The sequence below is a fragment of the Pseudomonas sp. FYR_2 genome (assembly GCF_043106425.1).
In the GTDB taxonomy this organism is placed as follows: domain Bacteria; phylum Pseudomonadota; class Gammaproteobacteria; order Pseudomonadales; family Pseudomonadaceae; genus Aquipseudomonas; species Aquipseudomonas monteilii.
Window position 1 is genome coordinate 172,357 of record NZ_JBICMM010000041.1, and the last position, 17,386, is coordinate 189,742.

Consider the following 17,386-nt stretch of genomic DNA (forward strand, 5'->3'; position numbering starts at 1 on the left):
CAGCCATCATGTAGACACCGAAAAACGGATACGCCCGCGTTCGAGGTGTCCGGCCACCGTGATGCAGGCCACTTCGGCCCGGCAGGGGATGCGGTTGCCGAGCAGGTACTCGGCCAGCGGCACCTCCAGTTCGTGGCGGATGAATCGCTTGAGTGCGCGGGCGCCGAACTCCACGTCATGCCCTTCGCTGGCCAGCTTGCCGACCACTGCCGCATCCAGTTGCAGGCGGCAGTGATGCTTGGCCAGACGCCGGTTCAGGCGCGACACTTCAAGCTCGACGATGCGCTCGCTCACTGCCTGTTCGATGGCGTTGAACACCACGGTGCTGTCGATGCGGTTGACGAACTCGGCAGAAAAACGCTTCACCAGGCGTCGCCGCACAAGGGCCAGCAGACGCTCCCGTTGCCCTGCCCGCTGCCCCAGCAAACGCCGCAGCGATACCAGCGGGCCAAGCCGGTGCTGGCGTATTTCGTCTGCCGCCAGGTTGCTGGTCATGAACACCAGGGTATTGCGGAAATTGAAGCTCTTTTCCCCGGAAGCCAAGCGCAGCAGGCCATTGTCGAACACATTGAGCAGCGCCTGGGACACCTCCTTGCTGGCCTTTTCCAGCTCATCGAACAGCACGATCCCCGGGCGCCCCTGGCTGCCGTCCAGCAGCGCCTGGTCGAACAGCGTGCGGCCCTCCTTGGCGCCAGCATAGCCCGGCGGCGCACCGGTCAGGGCAGCGGCGTAATGCTCCTGGGCCAGCGTGTTCATGTCGACCCGGCAGAAGGCATCGGCATCACCGTGCAGTGCGCGGGCCAGGGCGCGCACGATCTCGGTCTTGCCAACCCCGGTCGGGCCAAGGAACAACGCCGTGAACAATGGCCGGCGCGGGTCGAGAATATCCGCACGCACCACCGTGAGCACATCTTCGATGGCCTGCAGGGCTTCGTCCTGGCCCAGTACTTCGCTGCGTAACACCTGCATGATAGCGGCGACGTCGAAGCGGAATCGCGACTGCAGGGTGTCTTCGCTACGCAGGTGGGTTTCGACGATTGTCCGCGTGTGGCAGTTTTCGGCATTCAGTGCAGCGCTGGAGGACGCGTCGCGGCGCGTCTGCTCCAGCAGGTCGTTCAAGAACGGCATGGTCTTCCCCTCAACGGTGAAACAGCGTGCCCGCAGGCACGCCGGGCACGCCCTTTAACGGGCTTCCTTTTCCTTCGCGTCGTAAGGAAGGCTGCCAACCGGGCACTGCGCCACCCCCGAGGTGCGCCGGGTAATGGCCTCGACATTTTCGCGGGCCTTCTCGGCATCCAGCACCCAGGTGCGGTAGAAGTCGAACGGGCATTCGGCGATGCCACGGTCACCGTCGCCGGACAAATGCATGCCGCTGTAACCGCGGTGCAGAATCTTGTACAGGTGGTTCTGCGACTGGTCGTTTTGCCGTGCATCGCGAATCTGCGAGATCGACAGCTGGGCGTACTGAATGCCCATTTCCTCTTCACCGCACTCGCCCAGGGTGCGGCCATCGAAGCCGATGATCGCCGAGTGGCCGAAGTAGGAATACACACCATCGAAGCCGGCGGCGTTGGCCACTGCCACGTAGCAGTTGTTGGCCCAGGCCATGGCCTTGGCCATCAGCACCTGCTGGTCCTTGGCCGGGTACATGTAGCCCTGGCATCGCACGATCAGCTCGGCGCCTTTCATGGCGCAGTCGCGCCAGATTTCCGGGTAGTTGCCGTCATCGCAGATGATCATGCTGACTTTCAGGCCCTTGGGGCCATCGGCAACGTAGGTCTGGCCGCCCGGGTACCAGCCTTCGATCGGGCACCAAGGGATGATCTTGCGGTACTTCTGCACGATCTCGCCGTTGTTGTCGATCAGCACCAGGGTGTTGTAGGGCGACTTGCGCGGGTGCTCTTCATGGCGCTCGCCGGTCAGCGAGAAAACGCCCCAGACATTGGCCTTGCGGCAGGCCTGGGCGAACACTTCGGTTTCCACGCCGGGCACGACCACGGCGGTTTCCATCATTTCTGCCGGGTCGTACATGATGCCCTGCAGGCTGTACTCCGGGAAAATCACCAGGTCCATGCCCGGCAACCCCTGCTTCATGCCGACAATGATGTCGGCGATCTTCCTGGCGTTTTCGAGCACTTCATCGCGGGTATGCAGGCGCGGCATCTTGTAGTTGACCACGGCCACACCGACGGTGTCGTTGCTGCTGGAAATATCACCATGACGCATGTTGAACACCTCTTGTTGTTATTTTTCAGGGACGACAAAAAGCCCTCTCCGCATGCGGAGAGAGCTCATTTGCTCTTTGGGGTTCGGGGTGGAGGCAGCGGCATCGCCATTGATGCGCAGCTCCTGACAACCAACGGTATATGCCGGGTGTGGCGGCTTGTCAACCCGGCAACAGCTGCTGCCTCTTCAGGCGCCGAGTGAGCCCAGCACGCGTTGCAGCCTGTCCCGGGTTGTATCCGTGCATGCTTGCATCGGTTCGCGCAGCTCGTCTGCCATCAGGTTTTGCAACTGCAACGCTGCCTTCACCACCGCCGGGTTGGGCTCGGCAAACGCCAGCTTGATCCAGGGCAGCAACCGGAAGAACGTACCACGCGCGGCCACCCAGTCACCGCTGTCGACCTGCTGCAGCATGCGCACATACAGGTCGGCGCGCACGTGTGCGGAGGCCGAAATGGCCCCGGCCCCCCCCAGGCACAGGTTGTTGAAGATCTGCAGGTCTTCACCGGCCAGCACCTGGGCATGGCCATCCTCGATCAGGGCCAGGGTAGTCTCGCTGTCGCCGCCGCAATCCTTGACGGCCGCAATGCGCGGGTGGCGCACGATACGGCGCAGGGTTTCACGCTCGATGCGCACCCCAGTGCGATAGGGAATGTCGTACACGATCACTGGCACGCGGGCGGCATCGGCTACGGTAGCGAAGAAGGCTTCCAGGCCGGCCTGCGATGGGCGGATGTAGCACGGTGCGGGGACCAGCAGCCCGCCAATATCACGCTGCTGAATTTCAGCCTGGAAGGCCAGCAGCTCACGCAGGTTGTAACCCGAAAGGCCCATCACCACCCTGCCCGGCTCCACCCAGGCCAACACCGCATCCAGCACCGCCAGTTGCTCGGCCTTGGACAGTGCCGCCGCCTCACCCGTGGTACCGCACACCACAAACCCGGCCACGCCGTCCTCGAGCAGCTTCTTCACCAGCTTTTCCAAGGCGGCAAAGTCGATTTCATTGGCGCGCATTGGCGTGACGAGGGCGATCCAGATACCACGGAAATTCGACATGCAAAAACTCCTGATGTTGACCGAAAGTCAGCGTCAGAGGGTGAAGAGTCGAAGTGGTCTGGCAGGGATACCTGGCGCCTTCTGTCTCGTCAGCCCACCTGACGAGACAGCGCGCCTCGGTCAGATGAGCGGCTGTTTCTTGGATTTCTTGGCAACGGCAACGCACGCACCTGCCTGGGCAATGAAGCCCGAAGCGAAGATGGCGTGGTTGGATGTGGACATGCTGGCAAGCCCGTTGCGTTGGTATGGCTGGATAATGGTGGGATGGCGTGCCAGATGTCAACCTCCCATAGCGCCAGGCTGCACCCAGCCCCACAGAACCGCGTAAAACTCAGCGGTTCCTGTCAACGCCACTCGCTGTAGGGCTCCAGCGGTGTTACCGGCAAGGCCAGATTGCCACGCCAGGGCTCGAACAGGTAGCGCAGGTAGAGCATGCCGTGGCTAGGCGCGTAGTCATCGCTGTGCTGCCAGTCGAAGCCACCGCCCAGTACCCACTGGTCACTCAGGCGCCGTTCGAACAGACCACGCACGCGGTAGCCCACCCCGCTGCTGTCGCTGGCCGCTGTCATGGCGTCGATGTTGGAGTCGAGGCCATATTGCGCCAGCACCTTACGGTTGATGTGCGCGTCCGGGTACAAACGACTGCTGGCGCTGTGGGCCTTGGACCAACTGACCGAACCTTCCAGCAACACCGACCAGTCATAGTTGCGCCAGGCATAACTGACCGGCACACCCACCGAGCTGTAGCGCTGCGGGCTGTAGTAACCACCCTGCCCCAGGCTATAACCGCTCAGGTCCTTGTCGTGGCGCCAGTGCATCAGCGTCAGTCCGACCCGTACACGCTCGTCGGCCTTTTCCACCACACGGTGGTAAATGCCGGCCATGGCGCGGGTTCGCTGATTGTCGGCCACGTTCTCGCCGTACAGCCAATGGTGCCCGAGGCTGGCCCACACGCCGTTGTCGCCCCCTTGGTCCCAACTCAGTCCGAGCGTGGCGCCATTGGCCGTCACCCCACCCCAACGCACGCCCGTCGGGCGGTCGCGCGCACCTGCAAACGACAGCAGCGAATTGCTCATCGGCCGGCGCGAGGCGGTCAGCGACCAGCCAACCTGCCCGACGTCACCGTTCACCGTGGCGCCACCCAGCCAGTTGTTGATCGCATAACCTTGGGTGGTGCCCAGGTCGAGCGCCCAGCGACTGCCCTGCCAACCCAGCGCCAGTACGCTGCCGTTTGCGGTCTGCGCCCCCCCCGTACACGCGGGCAGCGTTTTGCCATCGGCGGCCCGGCCAACAAACTGACAGCTGCCGAAGTCTGGGGTGTAGCCGCCCTCATCGCTCTGCTCGAACGAGCCCGCATCCATACCGATGCGCTCTACCCGCACAAAGGCGGTGCCGTCCTGCCAAGGGGTGTCGACATGCAGCAAGGTCGACTGAGTACTCAGTTCGGAAGTGCCGGGCGTTCCGTCGTCCTCGCGCCAGCCGTAGTCGTGCATCAACGTGACATGGGTAGTACGTTGGCGATACAGGGCGTCCACATCGCTGCGCAGGCTGCGGGCTAGCCAGTCGTCCCCCGCCTGCTCGCGGCTGGCCAGCGTCAACGCCCGGTCATCCCGTGGCGCTACGGCAGCGCGGTCAAGCATCCCGGCATCGGCCATCGCTGCAGCATAAAGGTCCAGCGCCCGTTGCGGGTCCTGCTGCGCTACCAGCCGTGCGGCGTCACGTCGCAACAGGGGATCGGGGCGCGCCTGCTGCGCAGCAACCCGATCCAGCAACCTGGATGCCTGTTCGTGCTCGCCCAAGGCAACCCAGACCGCCGCCAGGCGCCGCTGGGCGCTGCTGTCATCTGTGGCAAACGCTGGCACCTTCACACCTAACATATGCCGGGCCTGCCGCAGGTTGCCTTCGGCCACTGCGCTTTCCATCACCCCAAGGCGCGCATCAGGGCGGCCGGGCTGCACGGCCAGTACGCGTTGGTAATAGCCCCGCGCCTTGCCTGGCTCACCACGCGCTGCTGCCCACTCGGCCAACAGCATCCAGTCGTCCGGGCTTCCTTCACCACGCGCCAGGCTGGCTTCGAGCATGGCTGTCGCTTCGACTCCGCGGCCTTGTGCCTGCAGCTGCTGCGCCGAGGCCAAGGTCATGCGCCGTTGAATGCGGTGCTGCAACGCCTGCATGTCCGGGTTCCACGTCGCCTGCGGTACCGCCTCCAGGCTGTCCAGGGCCAAGGCATCACGGTCACTGGACTCCAGGAACAGGCCGTGGGCATAGCGCGTTGCCGGGTCATGTGGCTGGCGCTGCACCAGCTTGGCGAATGCCGCGTCGGCTTCGGCGGTGCGCCCCTGGTGACGCAGGCTGTTGGCCAACTGATAGACCAGCCAAGGCTCATCGGGGGCCAAGGCAGTGGCCTTGGCCAGCACCTTGCTGGCCGTCGACCAGTCTTCGCGCTGCAGGGCTTCGTCCCCTTGCTGGCGCAGGCGCGCCAGCTCCAGGCTACGACGCAGGCTGGCGAACTGCGTTTGTTGGTGTGGCGGCAGGCTGTCCAGATAGGCCTGCGCCTTGTCTGTCGATTGCGACTGATACACGCGCATCAGGCCACGCACGGCACTTTCGTTATCCGGCGCCATACGCCGTGCCTGCAGGAACAGCCGTTCGGCAGCCGCCGCATCACCCTCAGCCAGCGCAACATCTGCCAGGCCCAACAAGGCGAATTCATCCTGCGGCCGCAGCTGACGCGCCCGCAGGTAAAGCGCACGCGCGCCGCGCAAGTCTTTCGCCTGCAAGGCCCGCTCGGCTTCGTTCAGTTGAGCCCAATACTGACTGGACGACTCGAGGTCTTTCCATTGGCTGATCCAGTAGGTGTCCTGCTCTTTTGCGCTCGCCGTACGGAACGCACCATTGGCGCTTTTGTAGCGCCCCTGACGCATCAGCGCATAACCCAGCGCCCCATGCAGCCGAGCATCGTCCGGATACTGGCGCAGCGCCCGGCGAAGCTGTGCCTCGGCTTCGGCATTCCGGCCCTTGTCGAGCAGCGCCTGGCCGCGCTGGCCCGCCTGCCAGGCCGGGTCGGCCAGCAGTTTGCGTTGCTGCTGCAAGGTGTCGGTGGCCTGTGGCAGCAGCGGTGAGGTGGGGTAGCGCTGGAGGAAGGCTTGCCAGGCCGTGGCACTGGCCGCGCTTACGGCTTGACCGGAGAGGTAATCGAACTCGCGCTGGGCAGCGGCATCCCGTGCACCGGGGTCGCGAGACAGTTGATCGAGCAACGCCAGTGCTTCGCGGTCGCGATGCTCGGCGAACAACCAGCCGGCCAGGGTCTGACGCAGCCCGGCACTGCCTGGGTATTGCTGGTCCAGCCGCTGCAACTGTGTGATCGCCTCAGGGCGCTGGCCTGGCAGGTTGCCGCGCACGCGCCAGTAGTCCAAGGCCAGCTCAAGGCTGGGTGGCTCGCCAGCAAACAACTGCTCATAGGCTGCCAGCGCCTCCTCATTACGCCCGGTCACCGCCAGCAGACGGGCTTGCTGCAAGCGCCGCGCAGGTTCTGGTTGTTGCAGCGCGAGCAGGCGACTGGCCTGGCGCGCCTGCAGGCTACCCGGTGCGACGACAAGAATCCGCGCGCCCAATTGCTCGGCTTCGCTGCTGTTCTTCTCACGCAGCGCCAGGCTCAATGCCGCCAGCAACACATCCGGGTTGCGCGGTTCAAGCAACTGCAGCCGCCCCAGGGCATCGCGCACCAGGTCATCACGGTGCAGCGCCTCGCCACGGCGCACCTGGTCCAGCAGCCATTGGCGCTGCTCGTTGGCATCCCTGGGTTGTGCCGCTGCCTGCCAAGTGACTGCCGCCAGCATCAGCACGCCAATCATTCGCTGCATGGCATGCTCCAGGCCGGTAACAGGCGGCCGTGCGAATCAAAACGGTAACGGGCCTCGTCCCAGCCCTGGCCGAACAACGCCAGCACCTGGTTGTAATATGCCTTGGCCTCGACAGGCTGTTCGCGTAGGCGCTGTCGCTGTGCCGCCAATGCCGCCACATGCTCTGGCGATGCCGCCAGCAAGGGCAGCAAAGCCGCAGAGAATCCAGCCGGGCCATGGCCGCTGGCTTCCCCGTTGCGTGCATCCACCCGCTCAGGTGGGAGCCCCTGATGCTGGGTCAAGGCCGCCATTGGCGCATAATGGGCCACCAGCTCGCCACGTTGCGCGGCATCCTTGGCCAACATGCCTACCCACAGGTACACACGAATGGCGTCATAGTCACCGGCATTGCCATGGTTCGGGTCTGCCGCAGGTTTACCGGCCGGTGTCCACAGCAGCCAGTCCGGGGCAAAGCCCTTTGGAGACGAAGCCAGCCACAAACGCCGCGTGTTGGCCGCCAGCTCACCCCACAGTGGGTCCACCTCGCTGAAACGCTCGAACAACTGCAGCGGCAGGTAACTGGGGTTCAGCCGAGTACCCTGGGCGTCCTCGAAGCCGTAGTCACCTGGCAACAACATCACGCCAAGGCCCGGCAGCTTGCGAACGGTCTGCGCAGCAATACGCCATAGCAAGCGCTGGCCCAGTTGCGTGTATTCCGGCTGCTCCCACAACCGTCCGGCCTCCAGCAGGCTGTAGGCAATCCACAAGTCGGCATCGCTGGCGTTGTTGGCGTCCAGCACCTGCCACTGCTTCTGCTCGTTACGCCCCCACAACCAGGCCGGCAGGCGCCGGGCCAGGTCACCTTCGGCAAGGTTGTTGCCGGTCCAGCGCAACAACTGTGCAAAGGTCTGTCGGTCATTGCCCACCAGGGCAAAGAACAGCCCGTAGCTCTGCCCTTCCGAGGTGGTGATCAGCCGTTTGTCGCTTGGGTCGATGACCCGCCCGTCCACGCTCACCAGTTCGGCCTTGAAACGTTCCCAGGCAGGCCACGGGCAAGCCGCCTCGGCGTTGGCGAACGCGGGCAGGCCCAAGGCGGCCAACCCAGTCAGCATCTGGCGCAGCATCACCCCACCTCACCCAGGCGGCGCTTGCCTGCCCAACGCAATGCCTGCCACAACAGGAAGGCGAACAGCACCACGCAAACAGCCGCGATCACCGCCAGCCATACCGGGTGCTCGGACAAGTGGAACCACAGCAGCAGCCACCACGGCAGTGAGCCCACGAAGTAGTGCTCGCCAACAAACTGGCTGCTCACGCCGCTGCTACGTACCAGTGTTACCGAACCTGCCACCGCATCGAGCTTGCCTACATCGCCAAGCACGTCGCGCAGCAACGCGTATTCGCTGTCGCTGTTGGCCAGCAGGGCGACAACGCTGCGCTGCTCGTGAAACGGCGATTTCAACCCGGTTATAGCTGCAATCGGCGCCTGCGCGCTCACTGCCACTCGGCTGCTGGCTGCTACCGGCTCGGTGTCGAAGCGCTGACCGCCCGGCAACCTTGCACTGCGCCCTTGCAGTAGCCAGTCACGCTGGGCACTGAGCAGCAGGCCAAGGTTGGGCGCATCGCCCAGAGCCTCGGGCAGGCTGCCAATCAGCAGCAAGTCGGCGTCTGCCGCTGCGGCTTGTTTCCAGTCGTCGGTCAATCGTACGGCAAGCGCCGGATAACCGACTTGCCCGGCCAGCCCGCCAACGCTGTCAAGCAACGTGCCGACCTGCATCGCCGTGGGTTTGGCCGGCATGATGACCAGGGTTTCGGAAAGGTCCGCCATGCGGCTGAACGGGAAGCCGCTACGGGCAAATGCACGCAGATCGGGCATGGCAATGTAATGGTGGTAACCGGACAGGTCGATGGTCGAGTTGTCGTCGATTGCTGCGCGCACGTCCACCGGCAGCGAGGTCTGACAGCGGTCACGCTGGGCGCTGCCCAGGGTGCTGGCAAAGCTGAAATCGAAACGCAGCCGGTTGCGGTCACCCATTTTCAGCGCGGGCACGAGCGACTTCTCGGTCAATGCCGTGTTATCCCCGGACAGCACGGCCAGACGCATTTCCTCAAGGGTACCGCCGCGCCGGTCATTGCCCACCAGCGGCATGCTGGTGATGTACTGGTCGTTGACGCTGATACTCAGTCTCGATTCATCGGTCACGGCGGGCGCCGTGTAGCGGTACAGCGTGCGCAGTGGAATACCCTGGTTGCGCCAGACGAACAAGTCGGGCGGCAGGTTCAGCTCCAGCGTCACCGGCCGCGGTTGCAAGCCACTGACTTGCAGCTGCTCGGGGTAATCCAGCAGCTCGGCAAAACGCACCGGCCGGTCGGTGCGCGTCCAGTTCGGCGCATCGTAGGGCTGGCGCGGTTGCAGTGCGGTCATCTGTTCCACCTTCACTCGCGCGCCGCGGAACAGGTTGTTCCCCACCGCCAGCGCCGAAGCGGCCTTGACCAGGTCATCATCGTTACGGCCCAGCACCAGCAGCACTTTGCTGAAACGGTCGTCCGGGTGGTCGATCATCTGCAGCACCGGGCCGTCAACCGGCGGGAACTGCTGCAGGTCAGCGAGGAACGCCGGGCGGCGATCATTGCTGGCAAACACAATGCTCGGCGTGGGTTTATCGCAACGGGCCGGCAGGCGGTTGTACAGCACCGGGAAGCTGGCCTTGCGCCAGCCTGCCTGGCTGCCGAAATAGGACGCCAGGATAGCCGCCGCCCGCTGCTCGCCCAGGCTCGGCACACCGCTGAACACTACCGGCAGCTCTACCTTGCCGGTGTCGCGTGCGTCGAAAAACGGCAACGGGAAATACGCCAGATCGTTGTCCAGTACCAGCGCCTGTTCGTGCAACTGCACTTGGCTCTTGCGGTTCAGGTTCAGCCACAGGCCGCTGTGCGCCGGGTCTTCGCAGATGTCGGTGTAGTGCCCGACAAACTCCAGGCGTACCCGGTTGAAGTCGCTGAGCAGTTTCGGGTCCATCGCCAGCTGGCGACGCACGCGTTGGCCCAACTGGTCTTTCTCCACCGGCACTACGCCCATCAGCTCATCGTTGAGGTAGACGCGCAGGTGTGACAGGTTCGGCAGCAAGGCGGGCGAAGGCGTGTAGTCAAGTTGCAGGCTGGCATCGGTGGCCAGGCGGTCGCGGCGCAGGCCAAAATCGATCTGCTCACTATTGCGCACGCCAAGCAACAGGCTGTCGGACGCATGCCCAAGCTGCTCGAAGGTTTTCACAACCGGCCAGTTCGGTACCATGGGTGTGGGTAGCGCTGGCTCGGCAAGCGGGGCTACGGAAGCGGCAGCGGCGTTCTGCGACAAGGCGGCTAACAGCGCCATCGCCAAGCCCCAGGTACGCGCGGGATAACCAGTCATCATGCGTCTCGATCAACAGGGTTCATGGAAGGGATTGCTCGCGGTGTGCGGGGCCAATAGCTGGCCATCCAGCGTGCCAGCGTGCGCAGAGGGCGTAACCACACCCGCAGCCATGGCGGCATATGCTCCACCAGGCGCAGGTAACCGACACCGCCCAGCTTCAGCACATCGACCAAGCTGCGCAGCGGGCGCTCTACCTCATGCTGCTCACTCCAGCCAAGCCAGGCATCGGCGCGAGCAAAGGTGCAATGGACCAGGTCGATGCGCTGTTGCTGGGCAAGGTCGTGGAACACCAGGCCTACGTGTTGCCCGACAGTGCGGGTGACACACGCCTGGAAGGCGAACTCGCGCTGCCCACGATTGAGCAACAGACGCACCTGCTCGCCTGGTCTCAGTTCAAGGCCTTGCTGCACCTGCAGGCCAACACCGCCATCGGAGTAGTCGACCAGGGTGCAGGGGTAGGCATGACCGCTGGCCAGCACCAGCCCCGCCGGCAAGCGCATCTGCACCCGGTGGGCACGGCGCACCTGGCGTACTTCGGCGGCCACGGCAACTGCGGCGCCGATGATCAACAGGTTGTAGATCACCCACAGCGAACTGACGATCACCGTGCCGACTTCCGCCGTGGGGCCGGTGAAAAGGCGCCACACGGCAAACCCCAGGCCTACCACGTTGAGCGCCGCCAGGCACAGGTAAGGCTGGGCGATACGCCAGTCGAACTGCTCCTGCTCCATCAGGCCGCCCTTGGCGGTAACGTTGAACTTGCCCTTTTTCGGCGCAAACAGCGCGACCGTGGTTGGCCGGGCGATGTACCAGGCCAGCACGGTCTCGTACACCTCGCCCCAGAAGGTTTGTCGGTACTTGCCCTGCATGCGCGAGTTGGTCAGGCTGGCGTGAATCATGTGCGGCAGCACGTACAGCAGGATCATCAACGCCGGGGCGTAGATGATGTAGGCATGCAGCAGCAGGAACGCCAGTGGCGCCGTCAGGAACACCAGCCGCGGCAGGCCGGCCAGGAAGTGCAGCATGGCGTTGGCATAGCACACGCGCTGAAACAGGCTCAGCCCACGCCCGAACAGCGGGTTGTCCGTGCGGAAGATCTGTACCATACCGCGGGCCCAGCGAATGCGCTGGCCAATGTGCGCCGACAGGCTTTCGGTGGCCAGGCCCGCGGCCTGGGGGATGCTCAGGTAAGCCGACGACCAGCCCTGGCGGTGCATGCGCAAGGCGGTATGGGCATCTTCGGTCACGGTCTCGACGGCAAAACCACCAATGCTTTCCAGCGCCGTACGACGCAGCACGGCACACGAACCGCAGAAAAACGCCGCGTTCCACATGTCGTTGCCGTCCTGAATCAGGCCGTAGAACAGCTCCCCTTCATTGGGACGGCGGCGGAACGAACCGAGGTTACGCTCGAACGGGTCAGGCGAGAAGAAATGGTGAGGCGTTTGCACCAGCGCCAGTTTCGGGTCCTTGAGGAACCAACCCACGGTCAGTTGCAGGAAGGAGCGCACCGGCACATGATCGCAATCGAAGATGGCGATCAGCTCGCTGTCGGTCACGCCCAGCGCATGGTTGAGGTTGCCGGCCTTGGCGTGCTTGCTGTCCGGCCGCACGATGTAGCCCACGCCGATTTCGTCGGCAAACGCGCGAAACGCATCGCGGCGACCATCGTCAAGGATGTAGATGCGCAGGCGCTCGCGGGGCCAGTCCAGGCCCAGCGCGGCCAGTACCGTGGTGCGCACCACCGACAGCTCTTCGTTGTAAGTGGGAATCAGCAAATCGACAGTGGGCCACTGTTGCGGGTTGGCCGGCAGGTTGGCCGGCTTGCGCTGCAACGGCCAGCAGGTCTGGATGTAGCCCAGGATCAGCACAAACCACGAATAGGTTTCAGCCGCCAACAGGATCACCCCGAACACCAGGTCGGTGGTGTCGTTCCAGTTCAGGGTTGCGGTGTAGCGCCACCACAGGTAGCGGCAGGAGATGATGGTCGACAGCACGATCAGCATCAGGGTTGGGAAACGCCCTGGCATGTGGCGTACCAGCAGGGCGATGCCTAACAGAAGGCAGATGAACATCAGCTGCGCCAGGTAGCCGAACGGTTCTGTCACACACAGCAGCGCCAGGCTGATGGCACACAGCGTCAGCACGCTGTAGAATACCCGCCGGGCGAACACGCTCAGGCCGCGCAGGTGTGCCGAGGCTTTGTGCTTGAAGACACTGGCGCGGTAGCGCGAAGGCAGCTGGTGCAGTGCCGCGATTACCCGGTGACGGTGGTGATGCGCAATACCACCTGCACGACGCAGTTGCCTACGCACGGCGCTCCATGCCCGGCGGCCAGGCCCGACTGTGCGTGCCACCGGTGGTCGGCATAGCAGCAGCCACAGGCTCTGGATCAACAGGCGTAGCGGGTCGCCCAGGCTCGGACGCTTGCCCGCCAGTTGCGGGTACAGGCGCTGGCGCTCGGCCAGCAGCGCCTGCCAGGCGGGTGACTCCAGGCGCAGAAACAGGAAGGCCAGCCACACGCCAAGGGTAAATAGCCAGGCGACCGGCAGGCGCGCGCCGCGCGCAGTGAACCAGGCATAGGCGGACAAGGGGGTCAAGGTCACGGCCGGCGCCTCGTCAGGCAGCGCACCGCCAGGCTCTGCACATCCCGGCAGGCCAGGCTCTGCGGTGCGTAAAGGCCAAGGGGGGCCTTGCATGCCAGGGCTTCGAGGAAGGCCTCGTCGCGGTGCACCACCTGGATCGGCAAACGATCACGAAACAGGTCGCGCCACACCATCAACAGGTCGCTCTGCAAGCGGCTGGCTGCGTCGTAGCGGTTGACCAGCAGCATGTCGTAGCACTCGACCGGCCGGCGCCCGAGCAACAGGTGGCTGGCCATTTCGGCCTCTGCCACCAGCACCCGCACGTCGGTCTCGATGCCGTTGCCAGCTGTATCGGCTTGCCATTGCGGCAAGTCGAACAACAGCCAGTCGAAATGCTCGGCCAGCTCGGCCTGACGCGCGCGCCACACCTGCGCGTCGGGCACAGGCTGCCGCGCACTGCCAGGCAGGTGACCGAACGGCAGCAAGTGCAAGCCATCAAGCACTTCATACACGGCATCGCTGTACGGCCGCCCTTCCCGCTCGGCCAGCGCCCAACCTTCGGACGTATCCAATGGCAGGTTAAAGTGCAGCCCGAGCAAATTGCTTGGGCACAGGTCAATCAGCAGCACCCGCTCGCCCACGCCCTGCAACGCATAGCCCAGCGCAGCCAGCAAGGCACTTCGCCCCAGGCCGCCACGCACCCCGTGCAAGGCCAGGCTGGTCATGACGAAATGCCTTCACGCTGCGTTACAGTCGCGTACAGCATGCTCTGGCGGCTGGCCCGGCAGCTTTCACCCAGCAACGGCCAGCGTTGCAGGGCCTGCTGGACGCCCACCAGCATCGAGATGTCCTGGTAGTTGAGCGCTGGCATGTCCAGATGCTCGCGCAGTTGGGCAATATCGTCGCTACGGTCGGACGGGTCTGCCTTGCCTGTGATCATGGACGCTCCTTGGGAATGGGCTGCCAGTCAGGCTGGCCTTGCAGGCGCATGTAGGCGCGCCCCTGATAATTCAGCACTTGCGCACCGGCGGTTTCGGCAACCTGTTCGGTGGTCGGCAGGTCGGTCAACAGGCCGGGCACATCCAGAACCTGCTGCTGGCCCAAGCCCACGTACACGCGTGAGATCAGCTCGGACAAGGCCAGGTAACTGGTGGGTGCCGTGACCCGCAACGGCTCGCTGCGGGCCGGCTGGCCCATGCCGATGAACTTCAGGCCGACCGGCACATGGGTAATCGACGGTGTGGGAATTTCGCGCATGCCCGACAGCTGCATGCGGTCGCCATGCAACGCGGCGCCATGCTCCGGAACAATGGCCACCACTGCCCGGCGGCCACTGCGCTCCAGTTCATCGAGGAAGGTGCCAAGTTCACCGAACAGGCGATTGGCACGGGTGGCATAGTCGGCCACGCGAGTACCGCCATCGGCGGTGACGATACGGTTGCCGTCATGCAGGCTAATGCTGTTGTAGAACAGCGACACATGCTCGGCCGGGGTACCTTTGCGCTGCCCCCACCAACGGCGCAACACCTCCAGGTCGCTGGCAATCGGTGAGCCGTCAAAGCCCACCAGTGCCCGTGGGAAGTCGGTATTGCGCATGCCCGGTTGCGGCATGTGCTGCTGGGTAATGTCGCCGATGAAGTTGTCGAAGCGGCCGCTGTGGTTGAGTAACGTGTTGCTCTGGAAACCCAGCCGTGAAAGGTTCTGGAACAACAGGCACTGCTCTGGGGCAGGTTGGTACAGGCCGGCATGCGACGACTGCCCGCAGCTGGCACGCAGTACACGAATCGCGGCCGGGCCGCTGTATGAGGTAGCTGAGTTGAACTGGTCGAAAACCACGTCCATGCGCGACAACAGCGGGTTGTCCCGCAGACCGACAGCGGACAGGTCATCCCACGCCAGCGAACAGATATTGATCACCAGCAGGTCGAATGGCTGCTCGTCGGCGTTCACGGCAGGGAACGCTGTCACCCGTTCGCGCTCACTGGCGAAAAAGCGCTCGAGCCAATTGTCGAGCGTGGCGTTGTCGGCCGTTGCACTGGCTTGTATCGGATCGCTCGTGGCGCCCGCCGCCACGCTGGGTGCCTGGCTTGCCCCCAGCGACGGCAAGCCACCCACTGCCAACCATGCCAACCCCAGTAGGCTCAGGGTGCTCAAGCGCAGCCAATGGCGCAGGTACAGGTAACCCACCAGCAACAACGCCAGTGCACCCAGCAGGCTCCAGTTGACGAAGCGGCCCAGCAGCTCGACCAGGTAGTCCCACGAGAAGTCCAGCACCCCAGGCTGCGCCAGCAGGCGGCTGAAGGGGGGTAGCCAGGTGTCCTGGTAGAACAGCGCAATACCGAGGGGCACCGCTACCAGTTGCCGGGCAATACGCAAGCATTTGCCCGGCAAAGGGATCAGCAGAAACGCCGCGAACAACAGGTTCGGCAGCGCCTGGAAGTCGAGCATGCCAAGGGCGACCAACAGGAACTTGGCAAAAAAATAGAGATTCCACCCTCCCAGTCCAGGCCAGCGGGCCAGTACCGGGAGGGTGACGGTTGTATTAGTCATTCTGGGGTTCCTGGCATGCAGCGCGGTGGCGTACGCCCAGCGGTTTCAGGTAACGGGGGGGGAGGCGGCGGCGCAACCCGCCGCGCAGGGCAGTCCACAGACGCAGTAGCAGCAGGACCAGGCCCAAGGTGACCAGAGCCGTAATCCCGGCCACCTGAAGCAGTTGCGCGAAGTTCATGCCTTACCTCGCTTGGCCTGCGTGGCCTTGCGCGGTGACAATGCCAACCACCCCTGTGTCGGCAACTGCGCCGCCAGGTTGGTCCGCAGTGGCTGTGGCTCATGGCTGTCGAGAAACGCAGGGTCTGCCAGGCTGTCGACGTCGGCAAGCACCTCCTGGCTGATGAACAGCTCCTTCCACGACAACTGGAAGATGTGGTCCAGCGCTTGTTCGACACCTTCGGCGCGGCAAGCGAACAGGAACAGGAACAGTACCTCGCCAACCACGCACGCGACGTCGCCGTCGCGGCGGAACACCGTACGCGAACAGGCCTGCAGCGGGGTCAGCCCTGGCGCCGGGCGCAACACCAGCAACTGGTGGACAATTTCGCCGTTGCGCACCCCGCGCCACATGCTTTGCACCGCATCGGCGAACGCTCGTGGGGCTACCAGCCCGCAGATGGCCAAAGGCCGCAAGCGGGCCAACAAGGCGTCGAAGTCGGTTGGAAGGTGCCGGCGCCAGACGTAACCCTGGATGCTCTCGACCATGGTCAGAAAGCGCGAGAGGCTGGCCCCGAACGGCACGATCTGGGTGGCACCGCACGCCAGCAACAGCTGTTCGTCCTGATAGCGCAGGGTCGGTGCCATCTCGCGCACAACCAGTTTCAGGGCATTGCCTCGCAACTGCCGCAAGTAGTGCAGTTGGCGCGCCAGGCTATCCAGGCGCTGCCCACCGTCCATGGCAAAAATCACCGTGGCAGAAACCGCCCGGCTGGCTTTGGCGCCCAGTTCCTCCAGGCTTTCAAAGACCTGCCAGTGCTCGGAAAAGGCTGGCGCGCCTTCCAGTACCGCGCGCTGCGCCAGGTACAGCAACTCGTCGCCCCCCATGTCGGTGGGTGCCTGCGCCGTGGCGACAACGGCAAAGCTGGCGCCTCGCCGCACAAGCTCCATGTCCCGGGTGGAGGCCTTTCCGAGTGGGTTACTCCAGAAATGCTGCAGGTAGCGTATCCCACCTTTGCCGCGATACACCTGGGCCAAGCCATCGAGGCCTTGGTTGAACACCCGCAAGCGCTCGATCAAGGCAGTGCTCTGCCCGCCGCTGATAACCAGCAGCAGCGCCGCCTGAGACAACAGCCCAACGCGCAGGGCATTGCACCAGCGCTCGACTTCGGCGCGCGCCCACGTGTCGGCCGGCGCCAGCAGCACCAGCACACGCCCATGGGCGCCCAGACGGGGCAGGTCTTTGATCAGATGGAGGATGGCTTGCGGGTTGGCTTCATACAGCGCCAGTTCGCCTGGGCCTTGGGCGGCATCAAGCCCACCCAGCACATCGCCCACGGCCTGTGCATCGCCGATCAGGGCAGCCCTGGCATTACCGCGCATACCGGCAAGCACCTGGCGGCAGAGCAAGGTGGCGTCTTCTGCGGCGTCACAGGCTAACCAATACAGTCCTTGTTGATGAAGCTGGCGGCACTCGGCGCTCAAGCCGGAAATCGCCAACAACGGCATTCCATTAGTCAAAACACTGGCTCTGCAAATTGAATTGAAACGAATTGAAAGAG

General features: G+C 64.3%; 12 protein-coding genes. All 12 read right to left on the bottom strand.

Features of this window, described 5'->3' with window-relative positions; genetic code table 11:
• Positions 1 to 6: 6 nt before the first annotated feature.
• Positions 7 to 1,128: an AAA family ATPase gene (locus ACF8R4_RS17690; RefSeq protein WP_060499206.1), complete on the bottom strand. Its 1,122-nt coding sequence runs from the start codon at positions 1,126 to 1,128 to the stop codon at positions 7 to 9.
• A gap of 54 nt (positions 1,129 to 1,182) precedes the next feature.
• Entirely contained in the window at positions 1,183 to 2,226 is a 1,044-nt protein-coding gene (locus tag ACF8R4_RS17695; protein ID WP_060499207.1) for an aliphatic amidase, read from the bottom strand.
• Between the two features lie 186 nt (positions 2,227 to 2,412).
• Positions 2,413 to 3,279 carry a 4-hydroxy-tetrahydrodipicolinate synthase gene (gene dapA / locus ACF8R4_RS17700; RefSeq protein WP_104834985.1) on the bottom strand — a complete coding sequence of 289 codons (867 nt, stop codon included), beginning with the start codon at positions 3,277 to 3,279 and terminating at the stop codon, positions 2,413 to 2,415.
• A 344-nt stretch (positions 3,280 to 3,623) separates the two neighbouring features.
• A complete protein-coding gene (gene bcsC, locus ACF8R4_RS17705) occupies positions 3,624 to 7,142 on the bottom strand; it encodes a cellulose synthase complex outer membrane protein BcsC (RefSeq protein WP_223624705.1) in 3,519 nt (1,172 codons plus the stop codon).
• On the bottom strand, positions 7,130 to 8,245 hold the full coding sequence (bcsZ, locus tag ACF8R4_RS17710) for a cellulose synthase complex periplasmic endoglucanase BcsZ (protein ID WP_104834988.1): 1,116 nt from the start codon (positions 8,243 to 8,245) through the stop codon (positions 7,130 to 7,132). The genes bcsC and bcsZ overlap by 13 nt, the downstream gene beginning before the upstream one ends.
• Positions 8,245 to 10,533, bottom strand: a complete 2,289-nt coding sequence (gene bcsB, locus ACF8R4_RS17715) for a cellulose biosynthesis cyclic di-GMP-binding regulatory protein BcsB (protein WP_104834990.1) — start codon at positions 10,531 to 10,533, stop codon at positions 8,245 to 8,247. The genes bcsZ and bcsB overlap by 1 nt, the downstream gene beginning before the upstream one ends.
• On the bottom strand, positions 10,530 to 13,139 hold the full coding sequence (gene bcsA / locus ACF8R4_RS17720; protein WP_104834991.1) for a UDP-forming cellulose synthase catalytic subunit: 2,610 nt from the start codon (positions 13,137 to 13,139) through the stop codon (positions 10,530 to 10,532). Before bcsA ends, bcsB begins: the two co-directional genes overlap by 4 nt.
• On the bottom strand, positions 13,136 to 13,843 hold the full coding sequence (gene bcsQ / locus ACF8R4_RS17725) for a cellulose biosynthesis protein BcsQ (protein WP_104834993.1): 708 nt from the start codon (positions 13,841 to 13,843) through the stop codon (positions 13,136 to 13,138). The genes bcsA and bcsQ overlap by 4 nt, the downstream gene beginning before the upstream one ends.
• On the bottom strand, positions 13,840 to 14,058 hold the full coding sequence (gene bcsR, locus ACF8R4_RS17730; RefSeq protein WP_104834994.1) for a cellulose biosynthesis protein BcsR: 219 nt from the start codon (positions 14,056 to 14,058) through the stop codon (positions 13,840 to 13,842). The genes bcsQ and bcsR overlap by 4 nt, the downstream gene beginning before the upstream one ends.
• The gene (gene bcsG, locus ACF8R4_RS17735) at positions 14,055 to 15,668 is read right to left on the bottom strand and encodes a cellulose biosynthesis protein BcsG (RefSeq protein WP_104834996.1); all 1,614 of its coding nucleotides are present in this window, start codon (positions 15,666 to 15,668) and stop codon (positions 14,055 to 14,057) included. Before bcsG ends, bcsR begins: the two co-directional genes overlap by 4 nt.
• Positions 15,661 to 15,846, bottom strand: coding sequence for a cellulose biosynthesis protein BcsF (gene bcsF / locus ACF8R4_RS17740; protein ID WP_104834998.1), 186 nt, complete (start codon positions 15,844 to 15,846; stop codon positions 15,661 to 15,663). The genes bcsG and bcsF overlap by 8 nt, the downstream gene beginning before the upstream one ends.
• Positions 15,843 to 17,333, bottom strand: a complete 1,491-nt coding sequence (locus ACF8R4_RS17745; protein ID WP_104834999.1) for a BcsE family c-di-GMP-binding protein — start codon at positions 17,331 to 17,333, stop codon at positions 15,843 to 15,845. Before ACF8R4_RS17745 ends, bcsF begins: the two co-directional genes overlap by 4 nt.
• Between the last annotated feature and the right edge of the window lie 53 nt (positions 17,334 to 17,386).

What these genes read in the sequence shown, in the direction of transcription:
- ACF8R4_RS17690 (WP_060499206.1), bottom strand. Translation starts at nt 1,128, where the DNA reads ATGCCGTTCTTGAACGACCTGCTGGAGCAGACGCGCCGCGACGCGTCC.
- ACF8R4_RS17695 (WP_060499207.1), bottom strand. Translation starts at nt 2,226, where the DNA reads ATGCGTCATGGTGATATTTCCAGCAGCAACGACACCGTCGGTGTGGCC.
- dapA (WP_104834985.1), bottom strand. Translation starts at nt 3,279, where the DNA reads ATGTCGAATTTCCGTGGTATCTGGATCGCCCTCGTCACGCCAATGCGC.
- bcsC (WP_223624705.1), bottom strand. Translation starts at nt 7,142, where the DNA reads ATGCAGCGAATGATTGGCGTGCTGATGCTGGCGGCAGTCACTTGGCAG.
- bcsZ (WP_104834988.1), bottom strand. Translation starts at nt 8,245, where the DNA reads ATGCTGCGCCAGATGCTGACTGGGTTGGCCGCCTTGGGCCTGCCCGCG.
- bcsB (WP_104834990.1), bottom strand. Translation starts at nt 10,533, where the DNA reads ATGATGACTGGTTATCCCGCGCGTACCTGGGGCTTGGCGATGGCGCTG.
- bcsQ (WP_104834993.1), bottom strand. Translation starts at nt 13,843, where the DNA reads ATGACCAGCCTGGCCTTGCACGGGGTGCGTGGCGGCCTGGGGCGAAGT.
- bcsR (WP_104834994.1), bottom strand. Translation starts at nt 14,058, where the DNA reads ATGATCACAGGCAAGGCAGACCCGTCCGACCGTAGCGACGATATTGCC.
- bcsG (WP_104834996.1), bottom strand. Translation starts at nt 15,668, where the DNA reads ATGACTAATACAACCGTCACCCTCCCGGTACTGGCCCGCTGGCCTGGA.
- bcsF (WP_104834998.1), bottom strand. Translation starts at nt 15,846, where the DNA reads ATGAACTTCGCGCAACTGCTTCAGGTGGCCGGGATTACGGCTCTGGTC.
- ACF8R4_RS17745 (WP_104834999.1), bottom strand. Translation starts at nt 17,333, where the DNA reads ATGCCGTTGTTGGCGATTTCCGGCTTGAGCGCCGAGTGCCGCCAGCTT.